Raw genomic sequence first — 20,922 nt, 5'->3', positions numbered from 1 at the left:
TGCATATAATATGCCGCTTTTTAATCATAGAAGCCTTCATTGGATTAAAACCAACGAGATGTCCCTCACCGAGGAAGGATAAGTTCCTCGGTGAGGGACAACTCTTTTCTCGGTGAGGAACTCATATAGGAATGATTGGAAACTGTTTTTTTCTCTAGTTTGTATGCGAATAAAGATAAGGAGAAACTGATAAAATGAATGACTCTTGTCTATAAAAGAATGATTTGTAAATGCAATCAGAGTATTTTAATCTTATCGGGTAAATATAGGGGAAAATAATGTCAATGTGATTTCTGAAGATAGTAAATCCCGGCCTTTTTTGTCTTTAGTTGGAATCCTATACCCAAATTGTTGCATTCTCAACAGCTTGAATGTCCCTTTTTTTAGAAGTTCTATTTTTAAGTACCGTATAGTTGAATCAGGCGATGAGGAATAACGGTTGTATAATGTAAACTGCTTACCGTCTTCCATCAGCTCCCCACATCATCTTGCTGCGGAGTGTATCGAAAAAAATGTGATTAAAACGTTTCACCACCTTTACACTGTAATCTGCCCGGCGAATGGTTAGTTGAGTCGTTTCTTTGCAGGTTTCGCTCCTCCCGTCAATGGCGACGAGGAAGTTGTGACTTCTGCTTTCTACATCTAATGTAATCTCCCAATCATCCCGAATAACGATAGGGCGGACGTTGAGACTATGCGGAGCTACCGGAGTGATGACAACCGTGTTGGAATGGGGAACCATAATCGGACCACCTACACTCAAAGAATAGGCTGTGGAGCCGGTAGGAGTCGCAATTACCAGCCCGTCAGCCTGATAAGTATTCAGATACGCACCATTAATAGCTGTTCGGATACTAATCATTGATGAACTGTCCCGTTTAAGAATGGCAATTTCGTTGAGGGCATACGGAGAATCTTGAAGATGTTTGTCGTTGCAGATCAACTGAAGTACACTTCGTTCCTCTACACTATATCTTCCGGCTTGGATTTCATCGAATGTTTCCTCCATTTCTTCCGGTGAAATATCAGCTAGAAACCCTAGACGTCCTGTGTTAATTCCCAGAATAGGGATCCCTTTTCTTCCTACGCGGCGGGCAGCTTTCAGAAATGTTCCGTCGCCTCCGATACTGATTACCATATCGGCAGTAAAATCATCACCATCAAATAATAGATCTGCTTCAATATCCATATTTTCTGAAACTAGGAATTGGTAAAATTCCCTGCACATACCAATCTCTGCTCCCTGTTTCTTTAAAAGTTTAAACAAGGTGACAGCATGAGAAGACTTTTTAGCCTGATAAGTATTTCCGAAAATGGCAAATTTCATAAGCAACATCATTAGTTCAGGATGCAAATTTGGCATTTTTTCTTGGATTTCTACTTTAAATAACCAAAAAAGAGTAGAGAATGCGTTTCGTATTATTAGGCAACTAATAATAATATTTGTATTTTTGCGGCAAATATAACGTAGAACTATGACTAAATTAAGTGTAAACATAAACAAGATTGCTACACTAAGAAATGCTCGCGGGGGAAATGTGCCCGATGTAGTAAAGGTGGCGCTTGATTGTGAATCTTTTGGTGCTGATGGTATCACCGTTCATCCCCGTCCTGACGAGCGTCACATTCGTCGTTCGGATGTATATGATTTGCGTCCTCTGTTGCGGACAGAATTCAATATTGAAGGTTATCCGTCCCCGGAATTTATTGACTTAGTGTTGAAAGTAAAACCTCATCAGGTTACTTTAGTTCCCGATGATCCTTCACAGATCACCTCCAATTCCGGTTGGGATACGAAAGCAAATCTGGAATTTCTGACTGAAGTTCTCGATCAATTTAACAGTGCCGGCATCCGTACTTCCGTTTTTGTAGCGGCTGATCCTGGAATGGTGGAATATGCGGCAAAAGCAGGGGCGGATCGTGTTGAACTGTATACAGAACCTTATGCAACAAACTATCCTAAGAATCCGGAAGCGGCCATCGCTCCTTTTATCGAAGCTGCGAAGACTGCCCGTAAACTGGGGATCGGATTGAACGCCGGTCATGATTTAAGTCTGGTGAATTTAAATTATTTCTATAAAAACATTCCTTGGGTGGATGAAGTGTCTATCGGACATGCGTTGATTAGCGATGCACTGTATCTGGGACTCGAACGTACCATTCAGGAATATAAAAACTGTCTACGCTCATGAATGCAATGATCTTGTTAGCCCAAGGGGCTATGAATATGGCCGACTCACTGGCTACTGCCAACCCCGTGCTGACGGAGGTAAACACTCCTGAAATGAACATGCTTGATATGGCTGTCAAGGGTGGATGGATTATGATTGTGCTGGGCGTACTGTCGGTTGTCTGCTTCTATATCCTGTTTGAACGTAACTACATGATTCGCAAGGCAGGAAAAGAGGACCCCATGTTTATGGAACGGATTAAAGACTATATTCATAGTGGAGAGATCAAAGCGGCTATTAACTATTGCCGCACGATGAATACTCCTTCGGCACGTATGATAGAAAAAGGAATCAGCCGTTTGGGACGTCCTATTAACGATGTGCAGGTAGCTATTGAGAATGTGGGTAATATTGAAGTTGCAAAGCTGGAAAAAGGACTGACTGTGATGGCAACTATTTCCGGAGGCGCTCCGATGCTCGGATTTCTCGGTACGGTGACCGGTATGGTACGTGCTTTCTACGAAATGGCGAATGCCGGAAGCGGAAACATTGATATCACTTTGCTTTCCGGAGGTATCTATGAAGCTATGATTACAACGGTCGGTGGTCTGATTGTCGGTATCATCGCTATGTTTGCCTACAATTATCTGGTGATGCTGGTAGACCGTGTGGTAAATAAAATGGAATCTCGTACAATGGAGTTCATGGACCTGTTGAACGAGCCTGCAAAATAATTCGCAGATGGGATTAAAAAGAAGAAATAGAGTATCGCCCAATTTCAGCATGGCCTCCATGACGGATGTCATCTTCCTGTTGCTGATATTCTTTATGATAACCTCTACGGTGGTGTCGCCCAATGCCATCAAGGTATTGTTGCCTCAAGGCAAGCAGCAGACTTCGGCCAAACCGCTGACAAGAGTGGTTATCGATAAGGACTTGAATTTCTATGCCGCTTTCGGCAATGAAAAAGAGCAGCCGGTGGCGCTGAACGATCTGACCTCTTTTTTGCAGAGTTGTGCAGAGAAGGAACCGGAAATGTATGTGGCATTGTATGCGGATGAATCGGTACCTTACCGTGAGATTGTAAGGGTATTGAACATTGCAAACGAGAATCATTTTAAGATGGTGCTGGCTACCCGCCCGCCTGAAAAAAATAAGAAACAATGGACAGAAGAAAAAAGGGTGAATACATAGGAGCGCTCGGTGCACTATTGGTGCATGTGGCAGTGATTGCTCTTTTGATTCTGGTGAGCTTTACTGTCCCCCAACCGGATGAAGATGCAGGTGGAGTGCCCGTGATGCTGGGGAATGTGGACGCAGCGAGCGGTTTTGATGATCCTTCTCTGGTAGATGTGGATATTATGGATGAAGATGCGGCAGCACCGCCTGCAGAAACAGAACCGCAACTTCCTTCGGAACAGGATTTACTGACACAGACTGAAGAGGAAACGGTCACTTTGAAACCTAAAGCGGAAGAACCGAAAAAAGAAACGGTGAGACCTAAAGAGGTGGTCAAGCCGAAAGAGCCGGTGAAGAAGCCGGAAAAAACGGAAGCGGAAAAAGCTGCGGAGGCGAAACGACTGGCGGAGGAAAAAGCGGAACGTGAACGTAAAGCTGCCGAAGAGGCTGCTAAAAAGAGGGTGGCCGGTGCGTTCGGAAAAGGAGCGCAAATGACAGGTAATAAAGGAACAGCAGATAGTGGCACGGGAACCGAAGGTAGCAAAGAAGGTAATTCTTCTACCGGAGCGAAGACCGGAACTGGTGGTTATGGAACATTTGACCTTGGCGGACGTTCTTTAGGTACGGGTAGTTTGCCGAAGCCTGTATATAACGTGCAGGAAGAAGGACGTGTAGTGGTGAATATCACCGTGAATCCCGCAGGACAAGTAGTGTCGACCAGCATTAGCCCTCAAACGAACACTGTAAACTCTGCTTTACGTAAAGCAGCGGAGGATGCAGCTAAGAAAGCCCGTTTTAATACGATCGATGGAGTGAATAACCAGACAGGGACAATCACCTATTATTTTAACTTGAGATAGTATCATTAACCAAATATATTAAGCATTATGGGAACTGTATACGCTTTTTTTGCAGATGGTTTTGAAGAAATTGAAGCCTTTACTGCTATTGACACGTTGAGACGTGCCGGACTGAATGTAGAAATCGTATCCGTTACACCGGATGAAATTGTAGTGGGAGCACATGATGTATCTGTTCTTTGCGATATCAATTTCGAGAATTGCGATTTCTTCGATGCTGAACTTTTGTTGTTGCCGGGAGGAATGCCGGGAGCTGCTACACTTGACAAGCACGAAGGATTGCGTAAATTGATTCTTGATTTTGCTGCAAAAGGTAAACCTATTGCTGCCATTTGTGCTGCTCCGATGGTGTTGGGTAAACTGGGGCTGCTGAAAGGAAAGAAGGCTACCTGTTATCCGAGTTTCGAACAATATCTGGATGGCGCCGAATGTGTAAATGCACATGTCGTACGTGATGGAAACATCATTACGGGGATGGGACCGGGTGCTGCTATGGAATTTGCCTTGGCAATCGTTGATCTGTTGGCAGGTAAAGAAAAAGTAGGCGAACTGGTAGAAGCGATGTGCGTTAAACGCTAAACCGCCCATGAAGAAATATGTAATCATTGTCGCCGGTGGAAAGGGCTTGCGAATGGGAAGTGATCTCCCCAAACAATTCCTTCCCATGGGTGATAAACCTGTGTTGATGCATACCCTGAAAGTCTTCAGGAGATATGACGAGACACTTCAAATCATATTGGTGCTTCCGCAGGAGCAACAAAGTTTCTGGAAGCAACTTTGTGATAAACATCATTTTACGGTGAAACATGTCCTTGCGGAAGGAGGTGAAACACGTTTCCATTCCGTAAAGAATGGGCTGGCATTGGTGCAAGAGCCGGGATTGGTGGGGGTGCATGATGGAGTACGCCCGTTTGTATCAGTGGAAGTGATTCGCCGTTGTTATGAGTTGGCAGAGGTGCAGAAAGCCGTGATTCCTGTGGTGGATGTAGTAGAGACACTTCGCCATTTGACAGATGCCGGAAGTGAAACAGTCAGCCGGATGGATTACAAACTGGTGCAAACGCCGCAAGTGTTCGATGTAGAGTTGCTGAAACAAGCCTACGCACAGGAATTTACCCCCTTTTTTACAGATGATGCTTCCGTTGTGGAGGCGATGGGAATGCCCGTTTATCTGGCAGAAGGCAACCGTGAAAATATAAAAATAACAACTCCTTTCGATTTAAAAGTGGGGAGTGCTCTTTTATAAATGTTTGATTTAGCCACACGCGACATAAAATTTATCTCCGGTGTAGGCCCTCAAAAAGCCGCTGTATTAAATAAGGAGTTGGAAATCTACTCCTTGCACGATTTAATTTATTATTTCCCTTATAAATATATTGACCGGAGCCGCATCTATTACATTCATGAAATAGATGGCAATATGCCGTATATTCAGTTGAAAGGAGAAATCCTCGGTTTTGAGACTATTGGTGAAGGACGGCAACGCCGTCTGACAGCGCATTTCTCGGATGGCACAGGAGTCGTTGATTTGGTGTGGTTTCAAGGCATAAAGTACATCTTGGGAAAGTATAAACTTCGCGAGGAATATATCATCTTTGGCAAACCGACTGTTTTCAACGGACGTATCAATGTGGCGCATCCCGATATAGATAAACCGGATGATTTGAAACTTTCCTCGGTGGGACTGCAACCTTATTACAGTACGACGGAGAAGATGAAACGCAGTTTCCTCAACTCTCACGCGATTGAGAAGATGATGGCAACGGTGATTCAGCAGATACAGGAGCCTCTGCCTGAAACACTTTCTCCCAAGTTGCTGACGGAGCATCATTTGATGCCTTTGACGGAAGCGCTCCGGAATATCCACTTCCCGACCAATCCCGATGTCCTTCGTCGGGCACAATACCGTCTTAAATTTGAAGAACTGTTTTATGTTCAGTTAAACATTCTCCGATATGCCAAAGACAGGCAGAAAAGGTATCGTGGATACATCTTTGAAAGAGTGGGAGATGTGTTCAATACATTTTATGCAAAGAATCTTCCTTTCCAACTGACGGGTGCGCAGAAACGGGTATTGAAAGAGATACGGAACGATGTCGGCAGTGGCAGGCAGATGAATCGTCTTTTGCAGGGAGATGTAGGAAGCGGAAAAACACTGGTTGCCTTGATGAGTATGTTGCTGGCATTGGATAATGGCTATCAGGCTTGTATGATGGCACCTACCGAAATCCTGGCAAACCAGCACTACGAAACCATCAAGGAATTGCTTTTTGGCATGGACATTCGTGTTGAGCTACTGACAGGTTCTATTAAAGGAAAAAGGAGAGAAGCGATTCTGACCGGATTGCTGACCGGAGATGTGCAGATATTAATAGGAACCCATGCCGTTATTGAAGATACTGTCAATTTCTCCTCTTTAGGTTTCGTCGTGATTGACGAACAACATCGTTTTGGCGTGGCTCAGCGTGCCCGTCTTTGGAGTAAGAATATTCAACCTCCGCATGTACTTGTAATGACTGCCACTCCCATTCCCCGTACGTTGGCGATGACCTTGTATGGCGACTTGGACGTGTCTGTGATTGATGAACTTCCTCCCGGAAGAAAACCGATTACTACCATCCATCAATTCGACAATCGCCGGGAAAGCATGTATCGTTCGGTGCGTAAGCAGATCGACGAAGGACGTCAGGTTTATATTGTCTATCCGCTGATTAAAGAGAGCGAAAAGATTGATTTGAAGAATCTTGAAGAAGGATATCAGCATATTCTGGAAGAGTTTCCGAAGTGTACGGTTTGCAAAGTGCATGGCAAAATGAAGCCTGCCGAGAAAGACGAACAAATGCAACTTTTTGTTTCGGGTAAAGCACAGATCATGGTAGCTACCACCGTCATCGAAGTGGGAGTGAACGTTCCGAATGCTTCGGTGATGATTATAGAAAATGCAGAACGTTTCGGGTTATCGCAGTTACATCAGTTGCGCGGCCGGGTGGGGCGTGGAGCAGAACAGTCTTATTGTATTCTGGTGACGAATTACAAGTTGACGGAGGACACCCGGAAGCGATTGGAAATCATGGTGCGCACCAATGATGGCTTTGAAATAGCAGAAGCCGATTTGAAATTGCGTGGTCCCGGTGATCTTGAAGGTACACAGCAAAGTGGCATTGCTTTCGATTTGAAGATTGCGGATATTGTCCGCGACGGGCAACTGTTGCAATACGTTCGTGCTATAGCTGAAAGTATTGTAGAACAAGACCCTGCAGCACAAAGTCCGGAGAACGAAATCTTATGGCGACAGCTTAAAGCCTTACGGAAAACGAATGTTAACTGGGCTGCCATAAGTTGAAAAACGGTTAAACATGCAGTTTATTTGCGTAAATGTGTTGCAAAACATATTTCGTCTCTATCCTCCCTATTTATAGGAGTTTAACGCCCTGATTGCCCCTTCTTTCCGTACTAAGCATCTGAAAAATAGTTAATAACTCCCTTGCCTTTTCGTAGGAAAATACTATCTTTGGAGGAATTTTTTTAGTAAATGTATTGTTTAACCATTTGTAAAGTCGAGTATTATGCTTGAAAAAACGCTGGTCATTTTAAAACCGTGTACCCTTCAACGGGGATTGGTTGGTGAGATTACTCACCGCTTTGAACGTAAAGGATTGCGGTTGGCCGGCATGAAGATGGTGCAACTGACTGATGAATTGTTAAGCGAACATTATGCCCACCTTAGCGGCAAACCTTTCTTTCAGCGTGTGAAAGATTCGATGATGACAGCTCCTGTCATTGTTTGTTGTTTCGAAGGTGTGGATGCTATTCAAACAGTCCGTACGTTGGCGGGACCGACTAATGGACGTTTAGCTGCCCCAGGCACCATTCGTGGGGATTACAGTATGAGCTTTCAAGAGAATATAGTTCATACATCCGATTCTCCGGAGACCGCAGCTATTGAATTAACGAGATTTTTTAAACCGGAAGAAATATTCGATTACAAGCAGGCAACATTTGACTACCTGTACGCAAACGACGAATATTAATTGAATTGACAAAGAACGAATGAATTTTAGCATTATTAAAACAGGATTGGTCGCTGTTGCGGCTATGGTCAGTCTGAGCTCTTTCTCGCAAGACCTGATTGCCCGCCAAGCACCGATAGACAAGAAATTAAAATCAGTAGACTCTTTGGCCTTGCAGAAGCAAATCCGCGCCGAACAGTCCGAATATCCCGCCCTAAGTCTTTATCCAAACTGGAACAACCAGTATGTGCATGCTTACGGAAATGCTATTATCCCTGAAACGTATACAATTGACCTGACTGGTTTCCATATGCCAACTCCGAGTACTAAAATTACTTCGCCTTTCGGGCCTCGTTGGAGAAGAATGCATAATGGCCTCGACTTGAAGGTTAATATCGGTGATACAATCGTTGCTGCTTTTGACGGTAAAGTGCGTGTAGTGAAGTATGAGCGCAGAGGTTATGGTAAGTACGTTGTTATCCGTCATGATAATGGATTGGAAACTGTATACGGACACTTGTCTAAACAATTGGTTGAAGATAATCAGCTGGTGAAAGCCGGTGAACCGATTGGTCTGGGTGGTAACACCGGACGTTCTACTGGTTCGCATCTTCATTTCGAAACCCGCTTCCTGGGAATTGCCATTAATCCGATTTATATGTTCGACTTCCCGAAACAGGATATCGTTGCCGATACTTATACGTTCCGCAAAGCAAAAGGCGTGAATCGTGCAGGTTCTCATGACACTCAGGTGGCTGACGGTGCTATCCGTTATCACAAGGTGAAGAGTGGCGATACATTGTCCCGCATTGCTAAGTTACGCGGCGTATCAGTCAGCACGCTTTGCAAACTGAACCGCATCAAACCGACCACGACTTTGCGTATCGGACAGGTTTTGCGTTGTTCATAAAATAGATAGCTTATAAAACAGTAATACAATATCTTTAGAAGAGGGCACTTTAATATAATTTAGAGTGCCCTCTTTCTGTTTTTACTTAATTATTGTTACCTTTGCGCACTATTTGGAAGAAGATGAAAGATACCAAGCAACAATTTGAACATGTCATCGCCTTGTGCCGTGACTTATTTTCCAAGAAGCTGCACGATTACGGGCCTGCATGGCGTATCCTGCGTCCGGCTTCGGTGACTGACCAGATTTTTATTAAAGCCAATCGGATTCGTAGTATTGAAACCAAAGGAGTGACCTTGATTGACGAGGGAATCCGTGCAGAGTTTATTGCGATTGTCAATTATGGCATTGTCGGACTCATCCAGTTGGAGCTGGGGTATGCCGAATCTGCCGACATCAGCAATGAAGAAGCGATGGCTTTATACGATAAGTATGCAAAAGGGGCATTAGACCTGATGCTTGCCAAAAACCATGATTATGATGAAGCCTGGCGGAGCATGCGTGTCAGCTCTTACACAGACTTGATCTTGATGAAGATTTACCGTACCAAGCAGATTGAGAGCCTGGCCGGCAACACATTGGTGTCAGAGGGAATTGATGCCAATTATATGGATATGATTAATTACTCTGTTTTCGGACTGATTAAGATAGAATTTGAAGGATAAGAACTTACATATCATTCAGGAGGTAGTGGCGAATATGTGTCGCTTTCTTTTGGCGGCATCGTTCATCTTTTCCGGATTTGTAAAGGCAGTTGATCCACTGGGGTTCCAGTATAAGATACAGGATTATCTGACCGCATTCGGAATGGATTCCTGGTTTCCTTCATTCTTCCCTTTATTGGGAGGCATCACTTTATCAGCTATTGAGTTTTTTATCGGTATCTCCTTATTCTTTGCTACCAGAAGAACCTTGGCTACTTCATTGGCTTTGATGCTGATGATTTTCATGACACCACTGACTTTGTATCTTGCCATCTTTGATCCGGTTTCGGATTGTGGCTGTTTTGGAGATGCCTGGGTGTTGACAAACTGGGAGACATTCGGGAAGAATATAGTTCTGCTGTTTGCAGCAATGATGGCTTTCCGTCACAGAAGGATGCTGATTCGTTTTATCAGTGTGAAGATGGAATGGTTGGTTTCTCTCTATACGCTGTTTTTTGTGTTTACTTTGTCATTCTATTGTCTGGACCGTCTGCCTGTTTTAGATTTTCGTCCTTACAAGATCGGAAAGAATATTCTGGAAGGGATGACAATGCCCGAAGGAGCGAAACCGAGTGTATATGAAAGCATCTTTATCTTGGAAAAGAACGGAGAGAAGAAAGAATTTACGTTGGATAACTATCCGGATAGTACCTGGACATTTATCGACACGCGGACAGTCTTAAAGGAAAAAGGATATGAACCGGCTATTCACGATTTCTCTATGATTGATCTGAATACGGGTGAGGATATAACAGACGATGTATTGACGGATATAGGATACACCTTCCTGTTGGTTGCCCATCGGATTGAAGAGGCGGATGATAGTAACATTGATTTGATTAATGAGATATATGACTATTCGGTGGAGCATGGCTATAAGTTTTACTGCCTCACTTCTTCACCGGAAGAGCAGATCGAATTGTGGAAGGACAAGACGGGAGCCGAATATCCTTTCTGTCAGATGGATGATATTACATTAAAGACGATGGTTCGTTCCAATCCGGGATTGATACTGATTAAGAACGGAACAATTCTGAATAAATGGAGCGATGAGGATATACCGGATGAATATGTGCTGACGGACAAGCTGGAAAATCTGCCGTTAGGAAAGCAGAAAGTGAGCAGTGATACTCATACGGTGGGATATGTATTCTTATGGTTTGTTATTCCGTTGTTGTTAGTGCTCGGAGTGGATGTTTTGGTCGTTCGCCGCAGAGAACGGAAAAACGTGAAGCGGAAGCAACGAGAGGAAGAGGTGAAAAACAAAGAAATGGAAATAAAGAACCAAGGAATAGAAGAACGAGAATAAGAAATGAATGATAACGATCGACCCTCTGTAACGAACACTAATTTCAATCGTTCAATCGTCAATCGTCCAATCGTAAATTTATTAACCCTTTAAAATAAAAAACAAAATGAGAAAGAACATTGTTGCAGGAAACTGGAAAATGAACAAAACCCTTCAAGAGGGTATCGCTTTGGCTAAAGAACTGAACGAAGCATTGGCTAACGAAAAGCCTAACTGTGATGTAATCATCTGTACTCCGTTTATCCACCTGGCTTCTGTTACTCCGTTGGTAGACGCTGCAAAGATCGGTGTAGGTGCTGAAAACTGTGCAGACAAAGCATCAGGTGCATATACAGGTGAAGTTTCAGCTGAAATGGTTGCTTCTACAGGTGCAAAATATGTAATTCTGGGACACTCTGAACGTCGTGCATACTACGGTGAAACAGTTGCTATCCTGGAAGAAAAAGTAAAATTGGCTTTGGCTAACGGCCTGACTCCGATTTTCTGTATCGGTGAAGTGTTGGAAGAACGCGAAGCTAACAAGCAGAACGAAGTGGTAGCTGCACAGATGGAATCTGTATTCTCTCTGTCTGCTGAAGACTTCTCTAAGATTGTATTGGCTTACGAACCGGTTTGGGCTATCGGTACAGGTAAAACTGCTTCTCCTGAACAAGCACAGGAAATCCATGCTTTCATCCGTTCTATCGTAGCTGACAAGTATGGTAAAGAAATCGCAGACAATACTTCTATCCTTTACGGTGGTAGCTGTAAACCTTCTAACGCTAAAGAACTGTTCGCTAACCCGGACGTTGATGGTGGTTTGATTGGTGGTGCTGCTTTGAAAGTATCTGATTTCAAAGGTATCATTGATGCCTTCAACGCATAATTAAAACTTTTTTCAGGCACGGATTTCACGGATTACACGGTGTTTTTTTCTATGAAATCTTAAAAACCGTGTAGTCCGCGTAATCCGTGCCTAAATACTGTTTATTAAATGAAGAAAATAGCCTTACTTACTTTGTTGCTGGCTTTGGCAAGTGTTGGCATACAAGCGCAAAGTATTATCAAGAGTCTGGAACGTAACATTCCGGGGCAAGGAAAGGTGACTATCCATCAAGACCCCCGCATTGAGGCTCTCATAGGTATGGAACGTCCTGCAACAGGTGAACAGAAAGTAATAAAGACTTCCGGGTTCAGAATTCAGGCGTATGCCGGTAATAATACTCGTCAGGCGAAGAATGATGCTTATCATGTGGCATCGCGTGTGAAAGAGTATTTTCCTGAATTGACGGTATATACTTCGTTCAATCCACCTCGTTGGCTTTGTCGTGTAGGTGATTTCCGTAGCATTGAAGAAGCGGACGCAATGATGCGTCGGTTGAAAGCTACCGGTGTGTTCAAAGAGGTTTCTATTGTAAGAGACCAGATCAATATTCCTTTATAATTGTATCATGTTAGAAAAAGAAGAAATTGTTTCTCCGAATCTGGAGGAGTTGAAGAGTCATTATCGTAGTATTATAACTTTGTTGGGTGAAGATGCCGAAAGGGAAGGGTTATTAAAAACTCCGGAACGGGTGGCTAAGGCAATGTTAAGCTTGACGAAAGGGTATCATATGGATCCTCATGAAGTGCTTCGTTCCGCTAAATTCCAGGAAGAATATAGTCAGATGGTGATTGTGAAAGATATCGATTTCTTCTCTCTTTGCGAACATCATATGTTGCCGTTCTACGGAAAGGCGCACGTGGCTTATATTCCTAACGGCTATATCACGGGGTTGAGTAAGATTGCCCGTGTAGTCGATATATTCTCTCATCGTCTGCAAGTGCAGGAACGCATGACACTGCAAATCAAAGAGTGCATTCAGGAAACCCTGAATCCACTGGGTGTAATGGTAGTGGTGGAAGCCAAACACATGTGCATGCAGATGCGTGGTGTAGAAAAACAAAATTCTATTACTACTACTTCTGACTTTACCGGAGCTTTCAATCAGGCAAAGACTCGTGAAGAGTTTATGAATCTGATTCAACACGGAACTTTGTAGAGAAAACCTCTAAAAAATGCGATTTTGTTCCAGCACCGGGGAACGTAGGCTTCGGCATCAATGGGGAGGGTGTGCGGCACCGGTGAAGGCATGGCTTTGCACCGATGAAGATTTATCGCAGAACAACCCGGTCTCCCAAGCGTTTTGCCATGATGCTTTGTACGGTTCTCAACTCATTATAGCGTTGCATAAGTGAGTCACATTTCTCATTATCATGGGCAAGAGCAGGATCTTGTAGGGCATAAAGCATGTGCTTTAATTCCTCTGTTACGATTGCATACTTGAAGTTAATCATTAACATCGGAACCAGTTCATAGAGCCGTTCTTCATCCGTCACGATCTTTTGGGACTTGGAGTGATATTTACTAAGCTGATAACGCACATTAATCAAGTCTACACTCAATTTACTGATTACCGGATCAGGATGTGCCAGGAAATAACGTTCGGCAATGAAGTTGGCATCGTGCATGTGTGCGGCAGCTTCCGATAACATTTGGCGGTGCAGCGGATTATGGAAGGCCAATTCATCCTCTTTCAGATCATTAACCACATATTCTATGACGGTTACCGGAATTTCATTTCCTTCTTCATCGGTCAGGTTACACATGATTTTCTCTCCATAACGAACTACCGCCTGTAATATCAGCCGTTCGAATTTGTAGAATTCCTGCCCTTCCTTTCCTTCCTGTGGAATAAAGGAAGCATAGCTGTCTTCCTGCAGAGCAGGAGGAACATCTGTATATCCGCCATCCACTTCAGGAGGCAACGGGATATCTCCATTAGGCATTGGAACATCTTCAGGAGGTGTGCTACCCTGTGACATCATAGCTGTTCTTTCAGCCATCCGGCGTTCCCGTTCCGTTTGCTCGGCTCGCTTCTCTGCTTGAGTTTCCCGCCTTTTGGCAACTTCCGATACAAGCAGTTTGTCTTCTACATGAAGTAGTTGGGCACATTCTTTGATATAGACATCTCTAACAATCGCTTCCGGAATGACAGAGATACTTTGCACCAGGTTACCAATCAGTTCCGCACGCTTGATAGGGTCTTTTCCTGCATCCTCCAGCAATAAGTTCGTTTTGAAGCGGATAAAGTCCGTTTCATGTTCCGAGATGAAGGCTTGAAACTCCGTAGAGTTATGTTTACGGGCAAAAGAGTCCGGGTCGTCCCCATCGGGAAGAAGACAGACTTTGATATTCATCCCTTCCTCCAATAACATATCAATTCCCCGGATAGAAGCCTTGATACCTGCTGCGTCACCGTCATAAAGCACCGTCATATTGTTGGTGAACCGATGGATCATACGGATTTGTCCTGGAGTGAGGGCTGTTCCCGAAGAAGCAACCACATTCTCTATGCCGGATTGATGCATGGAGATCACATCCGTGTAACCTTCAACTAGAAAGCAGCGGTCTTGCTTTACAATAGCCTGTTTGGCGAAATATATACCGTATAATTCGTTGCTTTTGTGGTAAATTTCCGATTCGGGCGAATTGACGTATTTAACTTTAACCCCTTTCGTTGCACTGGCAAGTACACGTCCGCCAAAAGCCACCACTTTGCCGGAAAGCGTGTGGACAGGAAAGATAACACGTCCCCAAAAACGATCCCGTAACCGGTGGTCATCCGTTTCATAACAAAGTCCGGTCTTTACCAGATACTCTTTCTTATATCCTTTTTGGATTGCTTCTTTGGAAAATGCATCATGACTTTCGGTGCAGTAGCCTAACTGGAATTTCTCAATAATGTCATCGCGAAAGCCACGATTACGGAAATAGGCCATACCGATGCTACGGCCGTCTATATGATTCTTTAGTATATTCTGGAAATAATCGCGTGCAAAGTTATTGACAATAAACAGACTTTCACGTTCGCTTTGCACAAACTTCTCCTCGTCACTTAATTCCCGTTCCTTGATTTCGATATTATATTTCTTGGCAAGGTACTTCAATGCTTCCGGATAAGACATCTGCTCGTGCTCCATAATGAAATGCACGGCATTTCCACCTTTTCCACAAGCAAAACACTTGCATAATCCTTTGGCGGGAGAGACATAAAAAGAAGGGGTTTTATCACTGTGGAACGGACACAAACCGACGTAATTGACACCACGTTTGCGCAGGGTGACAAAATCTGAAACGACATCTATAATTTGTGCCGCATCTAATATCCGGTCTATGGTAATTTGATCTATCATTCTTTCTCCTGTGAATCCGTTTTTGCGGATACAAAGGTACACATAAAAAAATCCCCTGCAAAGAACTTTTTTGCAGGGGATCGTTAAATCTTGGCACCGGTATTGATTATTTAATCTTTTCCCGAATCTTCGTCAGATACTTTTTCATACCTTCCGCATCCTTGTTTTCGATGATTTCGAGAAGGTTTTTCAACTCTGTCCGGATATTAGTCACTTGTCCCGGAGTGCGTGGGTTGAACAGAATTTCCTGAAGCAGGTAATCATCTTCGCTTAGCAGCCCTTTGGCGATTGCCATGTGCTTTTTGAACGTAGTTCCCGGGGCTTCCTGATGTTTCATTACGGCAGCAAATACGAAAGTCGATACGAACGGAATAGAAAGCGAGTAGGCTACTGTTTCGTCGTGCTCATCGAATGTATATTCGAAGATGTTCAAACGCAATGTCTGATAGAGGTCTTTGAAGAATATTTTTCCCAGGTGGTCGCCTTCACTGATGATGATGGCATTTTCGCTGCTTAGATTGCTAAGACTTGCGAAAGTCGGGCCAAACATAGGGTGACTGGAAACGTAGCGGAAACCACTCTCTTCGTAGAACTTCTTTAGTCCGGTTTTTACAGAGGCAATGTCACTAATGATGCAGTCTTTCGGTAGTACAGGCAGTATTTTGCGAAAGGCATCCAACGTGTACTTTACTGTAGCGGCATTAATAACCAATTCCGGCTCAAATTCCTTAATTTCCTCCAATGTGGTGAAACGATACGTGTTATAGACGAAACGCAACTGGTGCGGGTTGACGTCGAACACGGCCGTCTCGTGTTGAAAGCTCAAAATATCAGTAAAGAAGGAGCCCATTTTACCGGCTCCAAGGATTAATATTCTCATAATGTTTATTATTTAGTGAGAGTGTGTCAAAACGCAGATTAACACAAATTATTGCAGAAATAATTTTATAAGTCGTTGATTAATATATCAATATAATTGAAATAATCTGCGATAATTTGCGTTAATCTGCGTTTTATTATTCATTATGACACACCTTCACTCTAACTACTTATTAATAATTTCCATCTGTTGACGAACTGATTCTTCGTGGATGGCTTCGAAAATCTTCTTCATAAACTCGCTGTCCATACCGCATTGTTCGCCCTGCGCGCCACGTTTTTCCAGAATCTCATTGTAACGTCCGGCTTGAAGAACTGTGATTCCGTGCTCTTTTTTGTAAGTACCGATTTCACGTGCCACACGCATTCTTTTTGCTAATTCCTGAATGATATTGTCGTCACATTCGTCAATCTGTTTACGGAGCTGTGCCAGACTTTCGGTAGATTGTGTTTCCGTACGGATCACCAACAGATTGAGGATATAGTCGAGTACGTCCGGAGTAACCTGTTGAGAAGCATCGCTCCATGCGCAATCCGGGTTGCAGTGGCTTTCTATAATCAGACCGTCGAAATTCAAGTCCATAGCCTGTTGGCAAAGCGGTGCAACCAACTCACGTTTTCCACCGATATGGCTCGGATCACAGAAAATCGGAAGATTAGGGATGCGACGGCGCAGTTCGATAGGAATATGCCATTGGGGAAGATTCCGGTAGAGCTTTTTGTCATAACTGCTGAAACCGCGATGGATAGCACCCAGACGCTTCAATCCTGCGTTATTGATGCGTTCCAGCGCTCCGATCCACAATTCGAGATCCGGATTCACCGGGTTCTTGACTAACACAGGGATATCAACACCTTTCAGTGCGTCAGCGATTTCCTGTACGGCGAAAGGATTGGCAGTGGTGCGTGCACCTACCCAAAGAATATCGATTCCTGCTTTCAGACATTCGTAAACGTGTTTGGCTGTTGCTACCTCCGTAGAAACATACATTCCAGTTTCTTTCTTCACCTCTTTCAACCAGGCAAGACCTTCTACACCGATACCTTCGAAACCTCCCGGTTTGGTACGCGGCTTCCAGATTCCGGCACGATATATTTTTTGTCCTTTAGCAGCCAGTTGTTTGGCTGTATCCATTACTTGTTCTTCCGTTTCTGCGCTACATGGGCCGGCAATGACAATTGGTCTTTTAGCCTCAATGCCCGGTAATAAAATTGATTCGAGTTCCATATTCTTATTTGTTTTTTATTCTTTTAATAACTTGTTTTTATTGAACTTATTCTGTCTCATCTTGCTGTCGTCCTCTCTTTGGAAGAGGTTAGATTCTTTTAATTCTTTCCAGTGCTTCCGCCAGCTTATTGTCCTTGCAACAAAGTGAGATACGAATATACCTTGCTCCGTTACTGCCGAAGATAAATCCCGGAGTGATAAACACTCTTGCTTCATGCAGCACCTTTTCTGTCAGTTCCTCTACATCCTTGCAGGAAGCAGGAATCTTCCCCCAGAGGAACATGCCTACTTGTTTCTCATCGTAGGTGCATCCCAATGCTTTCATGATCTCACCGGCAAGATGACGACGGTTGCGGTAATTCTTATTATTACCTTCATACCAGTCTGTTTCAGCCTCAAGGGCGGTAGCTGCAGCCAGTTGCATGGCACGGAACATACCGCTGTCGATATTGCTTTTCACCTTCAATATCCATTGTACGAATTCAGCATTCGATGCCAGCATACCAATACGCCAGCCCGGCATATTGTGGCTCTTACTCATAGAATTGAACTCGATGCAACAGGCTTTGGCTCCCGGTACACTTAGGATACTGATAGGCTTTTCGTTCAGAATGAAGCTGTATGGATTATCATTCACAATTACGATATTCTTGCGACGGGCAAAATCAACGAGACGTTCATAGATTTCCGGAGTTGCATTGGCTCCCGTCGGCATGTTGGGATAATTGGTCCACATCAGTTTTACGCGACTAAGATCCATTTTTTCCAGTGCCTCGAAGTCAGGCATCCAGCCATCCTCTTCTTTCAGGTCGTAGTTGATAACTTCCGCTCCGAGTATTTTACTCAAAGATGTATAGGTCGGGTATCCCGGATTCGGGACTAGCACCTGCTCACCCGGATTGACGAATGCCAGCGTAACATGGAGAATTCCTTCTTTCGAGCCGATTAAAGGCTGTATCTCCGTATTCGGATTCAGTTCCACTCCATACCAGCGTTGATACCAAGCAGCAAAGCCTTTGCGCAGTTCGGGGATACCTACATACGGTTGATAACCGTGTCCGTTGGGATCATGAGCATTGTTGCACAATGTTTCGATGGTTTCCCTTGAGGGAGGCATATCAGGACTTCCGATACCGAGGCTGATAACGTCCTTTCCCTCTGCATTCATCTGTGCTACCTCTTTTAGCTTCTTTGAGAAGTAGTATTCGCTAACACTTGCCAATCTGTCGGCAGGAGCGATTTTATACGTTTGACTTTCCTTCTGCATATTCGCCTAATAATTTAAGTTCTTTGGTTAATGGAGTGATTGCAGCAATAGACTGCTTGTATCTTAGATAATCGTTGAAAGCTACATCTACGTAAAACTGGTATTCCCATTCCCGTCCGATGATAGGCAACGATTGAATTTTGGTCAGATTGATATTATAGAACGATAGAATGGATAAAACCTGTGACAGGCTGCCTTCCGTGTGTGGAAGAGTGAATACGATACTTGCCTTGTTGGTTGCATTGGCATGATGTTGACGGAGTTCGTCTACTTGCCAGGGATCGGCAACAACCAAAAAACGGGTGAAGTTGTGCTTGTTCGTTTCAATACCTTCCTGAAGGACTTTCATGCCGTAACGTTCAGCTGCTGCTTTGGAGCAGATGGCAGCGTGTCCTTTCAGATTTTCATTCTTGATGATTTCTGCGCTGCGGGCCGTATCTTCACCTTCCACCACTTTCAACTGCGGATGTTGATTCAGAAATTCGCGACACTGCATCAGGGCGATAGGGTGGGAGTTGACTTCTGTCAGATCTTCCCAGTTCTCATCGGGGAGACAGACAAAGCTGTGCGAGATGCGCAGTTTGTATTCACCGATAATCTGTGTGCCGCTTTGTCTCAACAATTCATTGTTGTGCAACAAACTTCCCGCAATCGTATTCTCGATGGCTAGCATTCCGATAACCAGGCTGTCTTTCCGTATCGAAGTAAACACGTCTTCGAAGTTGGCACAACAGATTAACTCTATTTCTTCTCCCTCGAAGTACTTGTGTGCGGCGATATCATGATATGAGCCGAGTGTTCCTTGAATTGCTATCTTTTTCATTGTTCTAAATATATTATATAAAAAAATCCCGCGTCCATATTGGAGCGGGATTCATATGATTGATTTCTCTATTCAGTCCTTAAGCATCACTGTCACTTGATACATACAAACTCCCGCTCTACTTTGTTGCTAAAGTAAAAGTAAAAAAAGAAGTAATATGCATAAGTAAATGATTTCATTCGAATCTTTATTTTTTTGCTTTGGTTTTTAATTCTGGGGCAAAAGTAATAATTTTCTGTTAGATGCAAACAAAAAACGATACTTTTTTTGTTTTCTTGCTTAAAAAGGATGAAAAAGTCATAGGAACATCTTAGGAAACAGTTCTAATACTTCTCTATTGCTTCCCTTGAAGCCGTTTTATTTCACGGTCGAAATCAGAAATGATCTTCTGCGTTTTGTTGAATTCGTCATATTCTGCTTTGGCTTTTGTATCTGATTGTTGACGGGAAATATGTCCTTTGTCATTATCGGGTAGGATTTGATAACGACGGAAAGCCAGAAATTCATTAACGCTGGAAGCGAACTCATTCATAGTGAAAGTATTTTCCCGTTCTATCAAGTCTTCTATATAATCGAAATAGCCGGTCACGGCCCGTTCCAAACGTTTGATTTCTGTTTCTGCCAGATAGTTTTTAGCAGTTGTTACATCCGATTTTAATATGCGTCCGTCTGGAGCGTTTTTCCATGTGGTCAGCCCCATATGTTCTTTGGTATGATCTGCTTTTGTATATACGATTTCAGCGGCAGTTTGTCCTGTAATGGCAAAATGAAACTTATTTTGAACCATGGCATAGAACTCATGTGTTGTTGGCGATTCCCGGTCATAGTCTGTACTACATTCGGCATAGATATCTGTGATTTGTTGCCAGATGCGACGTTCACTAGCTCGAATAGAGCGGACACGTTCCAATAGTTCTCTGAAATAATCTTTTCCAAAGACTGTATTACCTTGCTTTAGACGTTCATCATCAAGTACAAATCCTTTTTGAATGTATTCTTTTAAGATTTTTGTTGCCCAAATACGAAATTGGGTAGCTTTGGATGAGTTGACACGATAACCTACAGAGATAATAGCATCCAAGTTGTAGAATTGTGTCTCTTTTGTTTGTGTCTTATTGGCTAAAGCACCGTGAGTAGTGGTTATTTCCATTTTGGAAACAACCACTTCTTCGTTTAATTCCCCTTCTATAAATATATTTTTCAGATGTTTGCTGATAGCAGGAACTCCTACACCGAATAACTCCGCCATCGCTTTCTGTGTCAGCCAAAGTGTTTCATCTTTAATCACGACCTCTACTTTGACTTGTTCGGTTGGTGTATTATAAATGAGGAATTGTATTTGTTTGTCCATTATCTTATTCTATTTT

Annotated in this window: 21 protein-coding genes; 14 read left to right on the top strand and 7 right to left on the bottom strand. The window is 43.4% G+C overall.

From position 1 onward, the window contains the following. Nucleotides 1-457: 457 nt before the first annotated feature. A complete protein-coding gene (locus AAHJ11_RS07320; protein ID WP_148366537.1) occupies nucleotides 458-1,327 on the bottom strand; it encodes an NAD kinase in 870 nt (289 codons plus the stop codon). Between the two features lie 148 nt (nucleotides 1,328-1,475). Between AAHJ11_RS07320 and AAHJ11_RS07315 the strand changes: the two genes are divergently transcribed. The 14 genes from AAHJ11_RS07315 (at nucleotide 1,476) to folE (ending at nucleotide 13,164) form a co-directional block, all read left to right on the top strand. After that, the gene (locus tag AAHJ11_RS07315) at nucleotides 1,476-2,192 is read left to right on the top strand and encodes a pyridoxine 5'-phosphate synthase (RefSeq protein WP_148366536.1); all 717 of its coding nucleotides are present in this window, start codon (nucleotides 1,476-1,478) and stop codon (nucleotides 2,190-2,192) included. After that, the gene (locus AAHJ11_RS07310) at nucleotides 2,189-2,905 is read left to right on the top strand and encodes a MotA/TolQ/ExbB proton channel family protein (protein WP_148366535.1); all 717 of its coding nucleotides are present in this window, start codon (nucleotides 2,189-2,191) and stop codon (nucleotides 2,903-2,905) included. Before AAHJ11_RS07315 ends, AAHJ11_RS07310 begins: the two co-directional genes overlap by 4 nt. Nucleotides 2,906-2,912: 7 nt before the next feature. After that, complete coding sequence (locus AAHJ11_RS07305) at nucleotides 2,913-3,365, top strand: ExbD/TolR family protein (protein ID WP_259022175.1); 453 nt, start codon at nucleotides 2,913-2,915, stop codon at nucleotides 3,363-3,365. Then, complete coding sequence (locus AAHJ11_RS07300) at nucleotides 3,335-4,210, top strand: cell envelope integrity protein TolA (protein ID WP_298046005.1); 876 nt, start codon at nucleotides 3,335-3,337, stop codon at nucleotides 4,208-4,210. The genes AAHJ11_RS07305 and AAHJ11_RS07300 overlap by 31 nt, the downstream gene beginning before the upstream one ends. Nucleotides 4,211-4,237: 27 nt before the next feature. Next, nucleotides 4,238-4,789 (top strand): DJ-1 family glyoxalase III, encoded by a 552-nt coding sequence (locus tag AAHJ11_RS07295; protein WP_148366532.1) that lies wholly within the window; start codon nucleotides 4,238-4,240, stop codon nucleotides 4,787-4,789. A gap of 7 nt (nucleotides 4,790-4,796) precedes the next feature. Further along, nucleotides 4,797-5,456, top strand: a complete 660-nt coding sequence (locus AAHJ11_RS07290) for a 2-C-methyl-D-erythritol 4-phosphate cytidylyltransferase (RefSeq protein ID WP_413579242.1) — start codon at nucleotides 4,797-4,799, stop codon at nucleotides 5,454-5,456. Then, a complete protein-coding gene (gene recG / locus AAHJ11_RS07285; RefSeq protein WP_413579240.1) occupies nucleotides 5,457-7,553 on the top strand; it encodes an ATP-dependent DNA helicase RecG in 2,097 nt (698 codons plus the stop codon). A 223-nt stretch (nucleotides 7,554-7,776) separates the two neighbouring features. Beyond that, nucleotides 7,777-8,241 carry a nucleoside-diphosphate kinase gene (gene ndk / locus AAHJ11_RS07280; protein WP_148366529.1) on the top strand — a complete coding sequence of 155 codons (465 nt, stop codon included), beginning with the start codon at nucleotides 7,777-7,779 and terminating at the stop codon, nucleotides 8,239-8,241. 19 nt (nucleotides 8,242-8,260) lie between these two features. After that, on the top strand, nucleotides 8,261-9,130 hold the full coding sequence (locus tag AAHJ11_RS07275) for a peptidoglycan DD-metalloendopeptidase family protein (protein WP_148366528.1): 870 nt from the start codon (nucleotides 8,261-8,263) through the stop codon (nucleotides 9,128-9,130). A 122-nt stretch (nucleotides 9,131-9,252) separates the two neighbouring features. After that, nucleotides 9,253-9,795: a DUF1599 domain-containing protein gene (locus AAHJ11_RS07270; protein ID WP_074636678.1), complete on the top strand. Its 543-nt coding sequence runs from the start codon at nucleotides 9,253-9,255 to the stop codon at nucleotides 9,793-9,795. Beyond that, nucleotides 9,785-11,143: a BT_3928 family protein gene (locus AAHJ11_RS07265; RefSeq protein ID WP_217721394.1), complete on the top strand. Its 1,359-nt coding sequence runs from the start codon at nucleotides 9,785-9,787 to the stop codon at nucleotides 11,141-11,143. The genes AAHJ11_RS07270 and AAHJ11_RS07265 overlap by 11 nt, the downstream gene beginning before the upstream one ends. 106 nt (nucleotides 11,144-11,249) lie before the next feature. Then, nucleotides 11,250-12,008 (top strand): triose-phosphate isomerase, encoded by a 759-nt coding sequence (gene tpiA / locus AAHJ11_RS07260; protein WP_004307847.1) that lies wholly within the window; start codon nucleotides 11,250-11,252, stop codon nucleotides 12,006-12,008. Nucleotides 12,009-12,116: 108 nt separating this feature from the next. Further along, the gene (locus AAHJ11_RS07255; RefSeq protein ID WP_148366525.1) at nucleotides 12,117-12,566 is read left to right on the top strand and encodes an SPOR domain-containing protein; all 450 of its coding nucleotides are present in this window, start codon (nucleotides 12,117-12,119) and stop codon (nucleotides 12,564-12,566) included. A gap of 7 nt (nucleotides 12,567-12,573) precedes the next feature. Beyond that, on the top strand, nucleotides 12,574-13,164 hold the full coding sequence (gene folE, locus AAHJ11_RS07250) for a GTP cyclohydrolase I FolE (RefSeq protein WP_004324710.1): 591 nt from the start codon (nucleotides 12,574-12,576) through the stop codon (nucleotides 13,162-13,164). A gap of 112 nt (nucleotides 13,165-13,276) precedes the next feature. Here folE and dnaG read toward each other — a convergent pair whose 3' ends face one another. From dnaG to AAHJ11_RS07220, 6 genes are all read right to left on the bottom strand, one after another. After that, a complete protein-coding gene (gene dnaG, locus AAHJ11_RS07245; RefSeq protein ID WP_148366524.1) occupies nucleotides 13,277-15,358 on the bottom strand; it encodes a DNA primase in 2,082 nt (693 codons plus the stop codon). A 106-nt stretch (nucleotides 15,359-15,464) separates the two neighbouring features. Continuing rightward, entirely contained in the window at nucleotides 15,465-16,238 is a 774-nt protein-coding gene (locus AAHJ11_RS07240; RefSeq protein ID WP_055167702.1) for a prephenate dehydrogenase, read from the bottom strand. 165 nt (nucleotides 16,239-16,403) lie between these two features. Beyond that, entirely contained in the window at nucleotides 16,404-17,465 is a 1,062-nt protein-coding gene (locus tag AAHJ11_RS07235) for a bifunctional 3-deoxy-7-phosphoheptulonate synthase/chorismate mutase type II (RefSeq protein WP_074636687.1), read from the bottom strand. A gap of 88 nt (nucleotides 17,466-17,553) precedes the next feature. Then, nucleotides 17,554-18,732, bottom strand: coding sequence for a pyridoxal phosphate-dependent aminotransferase (locus AAHJ11_RS07230; protein WP_320975292.1), 1,179 nt, complete (start codon nucleotides 18,730-18,732; stop codon nucleotides 17,554-17,556). Continuing rightward, nucleotides 18,707-19,555, bottom strand: a complete 849-nt coding sequence (locus tag AAHJ11_RS07225; RefSeq protein WP_320978560.1) for a prephenate dehydratase — start codon at nucleotides 19,553-19,555, stop codon at nucleotides 18,707-18,709. The genes AAHJ11_RS07230 and AAHJ11_RS07225 overlap by 26 nt, the downstream gene beginning before the upstream one ends. Nucleotides 19,556-19,889: 334 nt before the next feature. Next, the gene (locus AAHJ11_RS07220) at nucleotides 19,890-20,906 is read right to left on the bottom strand and encodes a virulence RhuM family protein (RefSeq protein WP_148366523.1); all 1,017 of its coding nucleotides are present in this window, start codon (nucleotides 20,904-20,906) and stop codon (nucleotides 19,890-19,892) included. Nucleotides 20,907-20,922: the final 16 nt, after the last annotated feature.

The sequence above is a fragment of the Bacteroides sp. 90-K9/2 genome, from assembly GCF_047310725.1.
GTDB lineage: Bacteria > Bacteroidota > Bacteroidia > Bacteroidales > Bacteroidaceae > Bacteroides > Bacteroides vicugnae.
Note: the sequence above shows the minus strand (reverse complement) of the source record. Positions and strands in the feature narration are given on the sequence as shown.

Coding starts and splice junctions, on each gene's coding strand:
- AAHJ11_RS07320 (WP_148366537.1), bottom strand. CDS start 1,327: ATGAAATTTGCCATTTTCGGAAATACTTATCAGGCTAAAAAGTCTTCT.
- AAHJ11_RS07315 (WP_148366536.1), top strand. CDS start 1,476: ATGACTAAATTAAGTGTAAACATAAACAAGATTGCTACACTAAGAAAT.
- AAHJ11_RS07310 (WP_148366535.1), top strand. CDS start 2,189: ATGAATGCAATGATCTTGTTAGCCCAAGGGGCTATGAATATGGCCGAC.
- AAHJ11_RS07305 (WP_259022175.1), top strand. CDS start 2,913: ATGGGATTAAAAAGAAGAAATAGAGTATCGCCCAATTTCAGCATGGCC.
- AAHJ11_RS07300 (WP_298046005.1), top strand. CDS start 3,335: ATGGACAGAAGAAAAAAGGGTGAATACATAGGAGCGCTCGGTGCACTA.
- AAHJ11_RS07295 (WP_148366532.1), top strand. CDS start 4,238: ATGGGAACTGTATACGCTTTTTTTGCAGATGGTTTTGAAGAAATTGAA.
- AAHJ11_RS07290 (WP_413579242.1), top strand. CDS start 4,797: ATGAAGAAATATGTAATCATTGTCGCCGGTGGAAAGGGCTTGCGAATG.
- recG (WP_413579240.1), top strand. CDS start 5,457: ATGTTTGATTTAGCCACACGCGACATAAAATTTATCTCCGGTGTAGGC.
- ndk (WP_148366529.1), top strand. CDS start 7,777: ATGCTTGAAAAAACGCTGGTCATTTTAAAACCGTGTACCCTTCAACGG.
- AAHJ11_RS07275 (WP_148366528.1), top strand. CDS start 8,261: ATGAATTTTAGCATTATTAAAACAGGATTGGTCGCTGTTGCGGCTATG.
- AAHJ11_RS07270 (WP_074636678.1), top strand. CDS start 9,253: ATGAAAGATACCAAGCAACAATTTGAACATGTCATCGCCTTGTGCCGT.
- tpiA (WP_004307847.1), top strand. CDS start 11,250: ATGAGAAAGAACATTGTTGCAGGAAACTGGAAAATGAACAAAACCCTT.
- AAHJ11_RS07255 (WP_148366525.1), top strand. CDS start 12,117: ATGAAGAAAATAGCCTTACTTACTTTGTTGCTGGCTTTGGCAAGTGTT.
- folE (WP_004324710.1), top strand. CDS start 12,574: ATGTTAGAAAAAGAAGAAATTGTTTCTCCGAATCTGGAGGAGTTGAAG.
- dnaG (WP_148366524.1), bottom strand. CDS start 15,358: ATGATAGATCAAATTACCATAGACCGGATATTAGATGCGGCACAAATT.
- AAHJ11_RS07240 (WP_055167702.1), bottom strand. CDS start 16,238: ATGAGAATATTAATCCTTGGAGCCGGTAAAATGGGCTCCTTCTTTACT.
- AAHJ11_RS07235 (WP_074636687.1), bottom strand. CDS start 17,465: ATGGAACTCGAATCAATTTTATTACCGGGCATTGAGGCTAAAAGACCA.
- AAHJ11_RS07230 (WP_320975292.1), bottom strand. CDS start 18,732: ATGCAGAAGGAAAGTCAAACGTATAAAATCGCTCCTGCCGACAGATTG.
- AAHJ11_RS07225 (WP_320978560.1), bottom strand. CDS start 19,555: ATGAAAAAGATAGCAATTCAAGGAACACTCGGCTCATATCATGATATC.
- AAHJ11_RS07220 (WP_148366523.1), bottom strand. CDS start 20,906: ATGGACAAACAAATACAATTCCTCATTTATAATACACCAACCGAACAA.